General features: G+C 69.3%; 10 protein-coding genes. 5 read left to right on the top strand and 5 right to left on the bottom strand.

Going from position 1 to position 10,890, the window contains the following annotated elements:
* Positions 1-21: 21 nt before the first annotated feature.
* The 3 genes from pheA to ACZ6JT_RS19885 all read left to right on the top strand — a co-directional run bounded on the left by pheA (position 22) and on the right by ACZ6JT_RS19885 (position 3,581).
* The gene (pheA, locus tag ACZ6JT_RS19895; RefSeq protein WP_365468183.1) at positions 22-957 is read left to right on the top strand and encodes a prephenate dehydratase; all 936 of its coding nucleotides are present in this window, start codon (positions 22-24) and stop codon (positions 955-957) included.
* Between the two features lie 537 nt (positions 958-1,494).
* Positions 1,495-2,772, top strand: coding sequence for a serine--tRNA ligase (gene serS / locus ACZ6JT_RS19890; protein ID WP_030707814.1), 1,278 nt, complete (start codon positions 1,495-1,497; stop codon positions 2,770-2,772).
* On the top strand, positions 2,769-3,581 hold the full coding sequence (locus tag ACZ6JT_RS19885; protein WP_469211387.1) for an HAD family hydrolase: 813 nt from the start codon (positions 2,769-2,771) through the stop codon (positions 3,579-3,581). The genes serS and ACZ6JT_RS19885 overlap by 4 nt, the downstream gene beginning before the upstream one ends.
* 168 nt (positions 3,582-3,749) lie before the next feature.
* On the opposite strand, the gene ACZ6JT_RS19880 is transcribed toward ACZ6JT_RS19885, so the two are convergent.
* The 5 genes from ACZ6JT_RS19880 to ACZ6JT_RS19860 all read right to left on the bottom strand — a co-directional run bounded on the left by ACZ6JT_RS19880 (position 3,750) and on the right by ACZ6JT_RS19860 (position 7,993).
* The gene (locus tag ACZ6JT_RS19880) at positions 3,750-4,400 is read right to left on the bottom strand and encodes a rhomboid-like protein (RefSeq protein ID WP_365468177.1); all 651 of its coding nucleotides are present in this window, start codon (positions 4,398-4,400) and stop codon (positions 3,750-3,752) included.
* Positions 4,401-4,483: 83 nt separating this feature from the next.
* Positions 4,484-5,203, bottom strand: coding sequence for an ABC transporter permease subunit (locus tag ACZ6JT_RS19875; protein WP_469211385.1), 720 nt, complete (start codon positions 5,201-5,203; stop codon positions 4,484-4,486).
* Positions 5,204-5,218: 15 nt separating this feature from the next.
* Positions 5,219-6,130 carry an ABC transporter ATP-binding protein gene (locus tag ACZ6JT_RS19870; RefSeq protein ID WP_030707806.1) on the bottom strand — a complete coding sequence of 304 codons (912 nt, stop codon included), beginning with the start codon at positions 6,128-6,130 and terminating at the stop codon, positions 5,219-5,221.
* Positions 6,127-7,014, bottom strand: coding sequence for an ABC transporter permease (locus ACZ6JT_RS19865; RefSeq protein WP_469211383.1), 888 nt, complete (start codon positions 7,012-7,014; stop codon positions 6,127-6,129). Before ACZ6JT_RS19865 ends, ACZ6JT_RS19870 begins: the two co-directional genes overlap by 4 nt.
* The gene (locus ACZ6JT_RS19860; RefSeq protein WP_469211381.1) at positions 7,004-7,993 is read right to left on the bottom strand and encodes an ABC transporter ATP-binding protein; all 990 of its coding nucleotides are present in this window, start codon (positions 7,991-7,993) and stop codon (positions 7,004-7,006) included. Before ACZ6JT_RS19860 ends, ACZ6JT_RS19865 begins: the two co-directional genes overlap by 11 nt.
* Positions 7,994-8,210: 217 nt before the next feature.
* On the opposite strand from ACZ6JT_RS19860, the gene ACZ6JT_RS19855 reads away from it, so the two are divergent.
* Positions 8,211-9,080 carry a M24 family metallopeptidase gene (locus ACZ6JT_RS19855; protein ID WP_469211380.1) on the top strand — a complete coding sequence of 290 codons (870 nt, stop codon included), beginning with the start codon at positions 8,211-8,213 and terminating at the stop codon, positions 9,078-9,080.
* Entirely contained in the window at positions 9,077-10,867 is a 1,791-nt protein-coding gene (locus ACZ6JT_RS19850) for an SDR family oxidoreductase (protein ID WP_469211378.1), read from the top strand. Before ACZ6JT_RS19855 ends, ACZ6JT_RS19850 begins: the two co-directional genes overlap by 4 nt.
* Positions 10,868-10,890: the final 23 nt, after the last annotated feature.

Here is a 10,890-nt window from a genome sequence, read left to right as displayed (position 1 = left end):
CCCCGGCATTACGCTGATCGCATGTCAGCCACCCGCTTCACGTATCTCGGTCCCGAGGGCACCTTCACCGAGGCCGCCCTGCGCACCCTGCCGGAAGCCGCGACCCGGGAGCTCATCCCGATGGTGTCGGTCCCCGCCGCCCTGGACGCCGTGCGCAACGGCGAGGCGGCGGCCGCACTCGTCCCGATCGAGAACTCGGTCGAGGGCGGCGTCACCGCCACCCTCGACGAGCTGGCCTCGGGCGAACCGCTGATGATCTACCGCGAGGTGCTGCTGCCCATCGCCTTCGCCCTGCTCGTGCGGCCCGGGACCGCCTTGTCGGACGTCAAGACCGTCACCGGGCACCCGGTCGCCCAGCCGCAGGTGCGCAATTGGCTGCGGGCGAACCTGCCCGACGCGGTATGGGAGTCGGCCGCCTCGAACGCCGACGGCGCCCGGCTGGTCCAGGAGGGCCGCTTCGACGCCGCCTTCGCGGGCGAGTTCGCCGCCGCGACCTACGGGCTCGTCCCGCTGGTCACCGAGATCCACGACGCGGAGAACGCCGAGACCCGGTTCGTTCTCGTGGGGCGTCCCGCGCGGCCGGCCGCGCCGACCGGCGCCGACAAGACCTCCGTGGTGCTGTGGCTGGGCGACGACCACCCCGGTGCGCTGCTGGAGCTCCTCCAGGAGTTCGCGGTCCGGGGGGTCAACCTGATGCTGATCCAGTCCCGTCCAACGGGACAGGGCATCGGCAACTACTGCTTCGCCGTCGACGCCGAGGGCCACATCTCGGACCGCCGGGTCAGCGAGGCGCTGATGGGCCTCAAGCGGACCTGCCCCCAGGTCCGCTTCCTCGGGTCCTACCCGCGCGCAGGTGTCGCTCAGAGTGATGTCCGGACACCTCGCGCCGGAACCACCGACGGTGACTTCACGGACGCCTCCGACTGGCTGACTCGCTGCCTCGACGGCCGGGCGTAGGGGTTCGTCCACCCCGCCGCCCTTTGTCCACAGAGTTATCCACAGGGCGAGATGGGGACCTGGGGACAAGTCGACAGAACGGCATGACAAGGTCGACAAATCGGTCGGGGGGCTCAGGTTTCGCGCTGAGGAGCGGGAGGTGAACGGTGTCACCCCCGTATCGCCGATCAACTCTTTGGGGCGAGCCATTCCCACCCGAATGAGTGTGTGAGGGTGGTTTGAACCCTGATTCACCTCGGCCATCCGCCGATCAGGAATGATCTATTCCTGTGTCCACAGATGCAGCACACAGCCTGTGGATAAGATGCGGACCGCCGCAATTCCTGTGGACAAGGACGGCCTCCGCCCCTGCTCAGCACGGCCCGACCGACGGCATTGCGCCCCTTTTCAGGGAATGGGCCCGCTTTTATTGACCACCCGAGAAGGTTCAGTTCCGGTCAGCGATCAAGACTTATCCATTCGTTGCAATTGGGACATAGCGACACGCAGCGTGATATCGATGTGATCCCGGGAAGCCCCGCCCGGTAGCCTGGAGGGGTGATTGACCTCCGGCTGCTCCGTGAAGACCCTGACCGTGTCCGCGCCTCGCAGCGCGCCCGTGGAGAGGACGTCGACCTCGTCGACGCACTGCTCTCCGCCGACGAGCGCCGCAGGTCCTCCGGCATGCGCTTCGACGAACTGCGCAATGAGCAGAAGTCCCTCGGGAAGCTCATCCCGAAGGCCTCCCCCGAGGAGCGGGCCGAGCTGCTGAAGAAGGCCGAGCAGCTCAAGCAGGACGTCAAGGCCGCCGAGGCCGAGCAGAACGAGGCCGACGAGGCCGCCAAGCAGCTCCTCCTGCAGCTCGGGAACATCGTCCACGAGGACGTCCCGGTCGGCGGCGAGGAGGACTTCACCGTCCTGGAGACGCACGGCACCATCCGTGACTTCGCCGCCGAGGGATTCGAGCCCAAGGACCATCTGGAGCTCGGCGAATCACTCGGCGCCATCGACGTCGAGCGCGGTGCCAAGGTCTCGGGCTCGCGCTTCTACTACCTGACCGGTGTGGGCGCCCTGCTGGAGCTGGCGCTGGTCAACGCGGCCATCGCACAGGCCACCGAGGCCGGCTTCATCCCGATGCTGACTCCGGCGCTGGTCCGTCCGCGCGCCATGGAGGGCACCGGCTTCCTCGGCCAGGCCGCGGAGAACGTCTACCACCTGGAGAAGGACGACTACTACCTGGTCGGCACCTCCGAGGTCCCGCTCGCCGCGTACCACATGGACGAGATCATCGACGCCGAGAAGCTGCCGCTGCGGTACGCCGGCTTCTCGCCGTGCTTCCGCCGTGAGGCCGGTACGTACGGCAAGGACACCCGCGGCATCTTCCGCGTCCACCAGTTCGACAAGGTCGAGATGTTCTCGTACGTCGCGCCGGAGGAGGCCGAGGCCGAGCACCAGCGGCTCCTGGAATGGGAGAAGCAGTGGCTGACCAGCCTGGAGCTGCCGTTCCAGGTGATCGACGTCGCCACCGGTGACCTCGGTGCCTCCGCCTCGCGCAAGTTCGACTGCGAGGCGTGGATCCCGACCCAGGGCAAGTACCGCGAGCTGACCTCCGCCTCGAACTGTGACGGCTTCCAGGCCCGCCGCCTGTCGATCCGCTACCGCGACGGCAAGAAGACCCAGCCTCTGTCCACGCTGAACGGCACCCTGTGCGCCGTTCCGCGCACGATCGTCGCGATCCTCGAGAACCACCAGCAGGCCGACGGCTCGGTACGGGTGCCCCAGGCGCTGCGCCCCTACCTCGGCGGCCGCGAGGTCCTGGAGCCGATCAACAAGTGAGCCCGGCCCCGTTCCCGTACAAGCTCGTCGCAACCGACCTGGACGGCACACTGCTGCGTGGTGACGACACCGTCTCGGAACGTACCCGTGAAGCGCTCGTCGCGGCCACCGCGGCGGGCGCGGCGCACATCGTCGTCACCGGCCGTGCCGTGCCGTGGACCCGGCACGTCCTGGACGACCTCGGCTACAAGGGGATCGCCGTCTGCGGGCAGGGCGCGCAGGTCTACGACGCGGGCGCACACCGGCTGCTGACCTCGGTGACCCTGGACCGGCAGCTGGCCGGTCTCGCGCTGTCGAAGCTGGAGGCCGAGATCGGCCCGCTGGCTCTGGCGGCCAGCCGGGACGGGGTGGACGGCGAGGTCCTGTTCGGGCCCGGTTACCAGGTACAGGAGGGTCTTCCGGCCCTCTATCTGGAGGACACCGCCGCGGTGTGGACGGCGCCGCTGAACAAGCTCTACATCCAGCACCCCGAGCTGGACGAAGACACGCTCGTCAAGGTTGCCCGGGAGACCGTCGGCAGCCTGGTCGACATCGTCATGGCGGGTCCGGGCATCGTCGAGATACTGCCGCTCGGCCTGACCAAGGCCACCGGCCTGTCGCTGGCCGCGCGCCGGCTGGGGGTGAAGGCGGCGGAGACGATCGCCTTCGGTGACATGCCCAACGACATCCCCATGTTCGGCTGGGCCGCGCACGGGGTGGCCATGGCCAATGCCCATGCGGAGCTCAAGACGGTGGCCGACGAGGTGACGACCTCCAACGAGGAGGACGGCATCGCGGTGGTGCTGGAGCGTCTGCTGGGCGCCGCGTAGCCGGTAGCGACATACGAGAGGTCCGGGACAGCCCGCGCCGCGAGGCGCGCTCGAAGTGGCTGTCCCGGACCTTTTGTTGCTCCCCGCACGACTCACTCTGCCCCGGGCGGAAGTCGCGTACCAGTGAATTTCCGCGCATCAGCCGTGCGGAGGCCGACTCTTCACGTTTCACGTGAAACGGGGTCGTGTTTCACGTGAAACATCGTGGCGGGTGAGCGGCCAGGCGAGCAGGCCGACGGAGAGCGCGATGGCGTGGCCGAGGTCGGTGAAGGTCCCGCCGGTGGCGAGAGGGAGCCCGAAGAAGGCGACCGCTCCGGCCAGGTAGAACCACCGCCAGGGGCTGGGGAGCCGGTAGGTGAGGACGCCGACGGCGGCCGCCAGACCGTAGCTGACCCCGATGTCGACGACATGGGTCATGCTGCGCGGGGCCCGGTGGTCCTCGATGGCCATCAGCAGGACCCGCTGGCTGACGAGGGTGGCGATGATGTGGGCGCTCGCCACGATCAGGAGCCAGCGCTGGGTACCGAGCCAGCGTTCTACGGGCGCGTAGAACAGCTCGAAGAGGACGGCGTAGAGGGCGAGCGAGGCCGGGTTCTCGATCCAGAACGCGCTGCTGAGGAGCGCCCGTACGGGGTGTTGGACGAGCTGGTGGATGTTGCTGCTGTTGCGGTGTAGCAGGACGTGCTCGACCCTGTCGGGCGCGATCACGACCACGATGCTGGTGACGGCGATGATCAGCAGCCAGATGTGCGTCCCGGGTGAGGAGCGTATCCAGGACCGCAGGGGCCTGGAGGGCTCCGGCTCGGTGTGCTCGATCATGCACCGATGATGACCCGCAAAGCTGTGCCCCGCCTGGCCGGTGGGCCGGGCGGGGCACTGTTTCGCAGGGGCTGCGGCGGGACTTACTCCTCGCCCGCCAGGCTGAGGCGGCGCAGCTTCTGGCCCGCGTAGACAGTGGCGCCGACCGTGACCACGGAGAGCAGGACCGCGGCGGTGGGAAGACCCACGGTGGCGTCGACGTATCCGTTCCCGGCGACCTTCTCGGCCAGGGCCAGGGCCCACTGCTGGACGCTGAGGGTCTTGGCGCCGGCGACCAGGCTGCCGAAGAGCGACTCCCAGATCAGCGCGTAGACCAGACCGAAGACGACCGCGTGCCGGCTGACGGTGCCGAGCAGCAGGAACAGTGCGCTGTAGGCGATCGAGGCCACGAGGGCGGCGATCGTGTAGGCGACGGCGATCTGCTGGCCGTTGCCGTTGAGGATGAACCCGGCGATCAGGGTGGGGATCGCGGAGAAGGCCATGGTGACGGCGATCGCCACGATCAGCTTGGTCATGATGATCGTCGGGCGCTTCAGCGGCTTGGAGAGCAGGTAGACGATCGAGCCGTCGTCGATCTCCGGGCCGATGGCGCCGGTGCCGGCGATGACGCCGATCAGCGGAACCATGGTGGCGAGGGCGAAGCCCCCGAGGAGGTCCGCGGCGACCTTGTCGTCCACACCGGCGAAGGCACGGACGGCGAGGGCGATGAGGATCAGCAGGGCGGGCAGCGCGAAGAGGATGAGTGCGCGCCGCCGACCGAGCAGGGCCCGGTAGGTGAGCCGGGCAACGGTGGGGTCGTACATGGGTGCCAGCTCCTTTCAGGCCGAGACGAGGTAGGAGAAGACCGACTCGAGGGACTCGTCGGAGGGCGAGACCGTCATCAGCCGGATGCCGTGCGCGCGGGCCACACGGGGCAGCAGCTCCGTGAAGCGGCCGAAGTCGACGGCCTGGATGCGCAGCGCGCCCTCCTTGAGGTCGACCTCGATACCGGCCGTGGAGGGGTCGGCGATCAGGGCTGCCGCGAGCGCCCTGTCGTCGGAGGAGCGGACGAGATAGCGGTGCGGGCGGTCGGTCATCAGGCGGCGGATCTTGCGGAAGTCACCGGAAGCGGCGTGCCGGCCTGCGACGACCACCTCGATGTGCGAGGCGAGCTGTTCGACCTCCTCCAGGATGTGGGAGGAGAACAGGACGGTGCGTCCCTCGTCGCCCATGCGCCGCAGCAGGTCCATCAGCTGCATGCGCTGACGCGGGTCCATCCCGTTGAACGGCTCGTCCAGGAGCAGCACGGACGGGTTGTGGACGAGGGCGGACGCCATCTTCACGCGCTGGCGCATGCCCTTGGAGTAGGTGGAGATCTTCCGGTCCTGGGCGTACTCCATCTCGACGGTGGCGAGGGCCCGCTGGGCGTCCGCGTCGTCGAGGCCGTGAAGCTCGGCGTTGGCGACGACGAACTCCCGGCCGGTGAGGAAGTCGTACATCGCCTCGCGCTCGGGCACGACGCCGATCTGCTTGTAGACCTGCTCGTTCTGCCAGATCGGCGCGCCGTCGAGGGTGACGGTGCCCGTGGAGGGGGCGAGGAAGCCGCCCATCATGTTGATGAGGGTGGACTTGCCCGCGCCGTTGGGACCCAGGAGCCCGGTGACACCGGGTCCGATGCTCATGGTCACGTCGTTGACGGCGACGACGTTCCCGAACCAGCGGGAGGTGTGGTCGATGTCGATGGTGGTCACAGCCCGGCCTTCCGGTAGCGGGCCATCAGGGCGGCGTAGGAGCCGGCGATGAGGCCGAGGGCGACGAGCAGGTAGACGGCACCGACACCGGCCGAGGGACCCTCGCCGCCGGGGAAGGCGGAGGTCGCGTTGAGGAACGCGGCCTGTACGCCGTCGATGAGGGTGATCGGGGAGAACAGGCCCATCCACTCGATGGCTTCGGCGTTCCCCGTGCTGTAGGCGACCCCCTGGACCGCGGTCACCGCGCCGAACGGGATCAGGAGTACCGCGATGATCGCGGCGACGCCGAAACCGCGACGCGGGGTGAGCGCTGCCATGACCAGGCCGAGGCCGGAGAAGAGCAGCGACAGCAGCAGAACCGACACGAGTCCCTGCCCGAATCCCTTGGTCTGGTGGGCGAAGTCGAACTTCGCCAGGAGCGAGCCGATCCACATGATCAGCAGCGGGGCCGCGGTGAGGATGAGCAGCGCGGAGGCCATGGCCGCGTACTTGGCCACCACGTAGTCGACGCGTTCGATGGGCCGCGAGAAGTAGAGCGGCACCGTCTTGAAGCGCAGGTCACGCGAGACGGACTGCGGTGCCTGGGAGGCGAGGAAGAGGCCGATGATCACCTGGGTGGTCAGGGCGTACGTCGTGTATTTGATCGACAGGTCGGTGGAGCCGGGTACCGCGATGGCGACCGCCACGATGATCAGTGCGGGAATGCACATCACCGCGAAGAGGATCATCGGCAGGACCTTGGACTTGGCCGAGCGGCCGAGTCCGAAGGCACCGCGCAGGGACTGCGAGAACAGTGACTTGCGGGCATAGGCCCTGCCGAGCCGGGGGCCGTCATAGGACCGGTAGCCGATGTTGTGGATCTGGGTGGAGGTCTCAGGCGCCATCGGAACCGGTTCCCTTCTGCTGGACGGAGTGCGCGGACCGATCGCCGTCGCGGAAGGCCTCCGCGATGTGGTGGCGGCGCTGCTCCATGCGGACCAGGCCGATGCCGAGATCGGCGACCGTGTCGCGGACGGTGTCGTAGGTCTCCTCGCCGGAGGCCTCGACGAGGAGGATGTGGCCGGCGCCGGGCAGGCCCTGCTCGCCGGCCTCGTGCAGGACGACGCCCACCTCGGCGAGCGCCTTGCGCAGGGCGGCGGTGCCGTCCGGGTGGGCGTCGGAGTCGGTCACCTCGACCGCGAGGGTCGTGGTGATCTGGGTGAAGTCGCTGGTGGAGCTGGAGCGCAGCAGCTTGCCGCCGTCGACGACGACCACGTGGTCGCAGGTCCGCTCCAGCTCTCCGAGGAGGTGGGAGGTGACCAGGACGGAGATGCCGAAGTCCGTGTAGACGCGGCGGATCAGGCCGAGCATCTCGTCACGGCCGACCGGGTCCAAGCCGTTGGTCGGCTCGTCGAGGAGCACCAGCTGGGGGTCGTGGACCAGTGCCTGGGCGAGCTTGACGCGCTGCTTCATGCCGGTGGAGTAGCCGCCGATGGGGCGGTAGCGCTCCTCGTACAGCCCGACGTGGCGCAGGGTGTCGGCGGTGCGCTCGCGGGCCGCGGTCGGCGGCAGCCCGGACATGCGCGCCATGTGGACGACGAACTCGGTGGCCGAGACGTCGGGTGGCAGGCAGTCGTGCTCGGGCATGTACCCGACGCGTTCACGGATGGCACTGCCATGCGTTTTGACGTCGAGGCCGAGCACGGCGGCGCTGCCCTCGGTGGCGGGGGACAGTCCCAGCAGAATCTTGATCAGCGTGGACTTGCCGGCTCCGTTGGCACCCACGAGGCCGGTCACACCAGGCCCGATGTCCAGGGAGAGCCGGTCGAGGGCGGTCACTCGGGGGTACCGCTTGCTCAGGCTTTCGGTCGCGATGACAGTCACGGGATCGACGTTAGTGGCGCGGCTCTCGCGAAGCGTCAGACCTTGAGTGGGATCCCGCCTCCGTCTTGAGGCGTACGTACCCGTACTGGAGGCTGATGTGGACCGGACAACTTTGTCCACAGGTCTGTGCATGACCCTTGACGTGATCTCCGGTCATTGTCACATTCATCAGTGTCAAGTTACGGGCGCGTACGGCTGGACGGATGGACGGGCTGACATGGCTGGGGACACCAAGCAACGCACCGGACGACTCTCCGGACGACTCGCCGCCGATCTGGGCGGGTTCAGAGAGGTGCAGCGCCTCTCGTACGAGTGCGCCGAGGCCGTCGCGGCCCAGCTGCGGCCCGGCGTGACGGAGCGCGAGGCGGCGCGCATGCAACGCCAGTGGCTGCGCGAGCGCGGCGTTCGGGACTGGTTCCACCTGCCCTTCGCCTGGTTCGGGGACCGCACCGCCTTCACGAACTTCAAGATCCCGCTGCAGTTCTTCCCGACCAACCGGAAGCTGGAGCCGGGGATGCCGTTCATCCTCGACATGGCCCCGGTCTTCAAGGGCTACGCGGCTGACATCGGCTACTCCGGCAGCCTCGGACTGAATCCGGTGCAGGACCGGCTGATGTCCGACCTCCAGGCCCACCGCGTACTGATCCTGGAGCAGGTGCGCGAGCGCCGCTCCCTGCGCGAGATCTACGAGAACGTCGAGCGGCTGATGACCCGGCAGGGGTACGCCAACCGGCACCGGGCCTATCCGTTCGGCGTGATCGCGCACAAGATCGACCGGGTCAAGGAGCGGCGCTGGTCCCCGACCGCCTTCGGGTTCGGCACCCAGTCCCTCAAGGGGCTGGCCGGTGACGCCCTGCACGGGCATCGCGAGGGCTGGTCCCCGCTGTGGAGCCCGTACCACTTCTCCGACCATCCGCCGCAGCCCGGACTGTGGGCGGTGGAGCCGCACCTGGGCTTCCGGGGTACCGGCGCGAAGTTCGAGGAGATCCTGGTCGTCACCGACTCCAGGGATCCCGAGGAGAGCGCGTTCTGGCTGGACGACGACCTGCCGCACGTGCGGCGCTGGGCCGAGGAGAAGGCAGCATGAGCGGTATGAGTGGAGCAGGAGTGGCATGGCCGGCGGGTGCGCGCGAGCGCTGGGTGAGCACCGGAGGGGTCGAGCTGTGCGTCGTCGAGCTCGGCGAGGCGGACCGCCCGACCGTGCTGCTGGTGCACGGCTACCCCGACAGCAAGGAGGTCTGGTCGGAGGTCGCCGAGCGGCTCGCCGCCCGCTTCCACGTGGTGCTCTACGACGTACGCGGCCACGGGCGCTCCACCGCGCCGCAGCCGCTGCGCGGCGGTTTCACCCTGGAGAAGCTGACGGACGACTTCCTGGCGGTGGCGGACGCGGTCAGCCCGGACCGGCCCGTGCATCTGGTCGGCCACGACTGGGGCTCCGTACAGGGCTGGGAGTTCGCGACGGTCGGCCGTACCGAGGGCCGGATCGCCTCCTTCACCTCGATGTCCGGTCCCTCCCTCGACCACTTCGGGCACTGGATCAAGAAGCGGATGGCGCGGCCGACCCCGCGCGCGGCCGCGCAGCTGCTCGGCCAGGGCGCGAAGTCCTGGTACGTCTACATGCTGCACACCCCCGTCCTCCCGGAGCTCGCCTGGCGCGGCCCGCTGGGCAAGCGGTGGCCGTCGATCCTCCAGCGCGTCGAGAAGGTGCCGGCCGGTGCGTACCCGACGGCCTCGCTGCCCTCGGACGCGTCGCACGGCGCCTGGCTCTACCGCGACAACGTGCGGGCGCGGCTGCGCCGGCCCCGCTCCGACGCGTACGCCCACGCACCGGTGCAGCTGATCACCCCGACCGGGGACGCCTTCCTGTCCGAGCGGCTCTACGACGGCCTGGAGCACTGGGCCCCGGACCTGCTGCGGCGCACCCTGCCCGCCAAGCACTGGGTGCCGAGGACCCGGCCGGACCAGCTGGCCGCCTGGATCGGCGAGTTCGTCACCGCGCGGGAGGAACCGGCCACGCGGGCACCGGAGCTCAAGGCCCCGGGCCCGTACGCCGACCGCTTCGGCGGCCAGCTGGTCCTGGTCACCGGCGCGGCCAGCGGCATCGGCCGGGCCACCGCCTTCGCGTTCGCCGAGGCCGGGGCCCGGGTGGTGGCCGTCGACCGCGACGCCGAGGGCGCGGCGCGGACGGCCGACATGGCCCGGCTCGTGGGCGCCGCCGAGGCCTGGGCCGAGTGCGTGGACGTCAGCGACGAGCAGGCGATGGAGAAGCTCGCGGCGAAGGTCGCCGCCGAGTACGGCATCGTGGACGTCCTGGTCAACAACGCCGGGATCGGCCTGTCCGGAGCCTTCCTCGACACGACGGCCGAGGACTGGAAGAAGGTCCTGGACGTCAATCTGTGGGGCGTCATCCACGGCTGCCGGATCTTCGGCCGGCAGATGGCCGAGCGCGGCCAGGGCGGGCACATCGTCAACACCGCCTCCGCCGCGGCCTACCTGCCCTCCAGGACCCTGCCCGCCTACAGCACCTCGAAGGCCGCGGTGCTGATGCTGTCGGAGTGCCTGCGCGCGGAACTGGCGTCGAAGTCGATCGGCGTCTCCGCGATCTGCCCCGGCATCGTGAACACCAACATCACCGCCACATCGCGCTTCGCCGGGGTGGACGAGGCCGAGGAGAAGCGCCGCCAGGAACGCTCCTCGCGGCTGTACGGGCTGCGCAACTTCCCGCCGGAGAAGGTCGCCGACGCCATCCTGCGCGCCGTGGTCCGCAACGAGGCCGTCGTACCGGTGACTCCCGAGTCCAAGGGCGCCCTGTGGATGTCCCGTCACGCCCCACGGGTCCTGCGGCGCCTCGCGAGGCTGGAGCCGAAGCTGTGAGCGGGGTTTCGCGATGGACAGAG

This window comes from Streptomyces sp. NPDC046308, from assembly GCF_055588065.1.
This window is presented reverse-complemented; position numbering and strand designations above follow the sequence as displayed.

Excerpts from the sequence above, each read along its gene's own strand:
- pheA (WP_365468183.1), top strand. The coding sequence starts at position 22 with ATGTCAGCCACCCGCTTCACGTATCTCGGTCCCGAGGGCACCTTCACC.
- ACZ6JT_RS19880 (WP_365468177.1), bottom strand. The coding sequence starts at position 4,400 with ATGATCGAGCACACCGAGCCGGAGCCCTCCAGGCCCCTGCGGTCCTGG.
- ACZ6JT_RS19875 (WP_469211385.1), bottom strand. The coding sequence starts at position 5,203 with ATGTACGACCCCACCGTTGCCCGGCTCACCTACCGGGCCCTGCTCGGT.
- ACZ6JT_RS19865 (WP_469211383.1), bottom strand. The coding sequence starts at position 7,014 with ATGGCGCCTGAGACCTCCACCCAGATCCACAACATCGGCTACCGGTCC.
- ACZ6JT_RS19855 (WP_469211380.1), top strand. The coding sequence starts at position 8,211 with ATGGCTGGGGACACCAAGCAACGCACCGGACGACTCTCCGGACGACTC.
- ACZ6JT_RS19850 (WP_469211378.1), top strand. The coding sequence starts at position 9,077 with ATGAGCGGTATGAGTGGAGCAGGAGTGGCATGGCCGGCGGGTGCGCGC.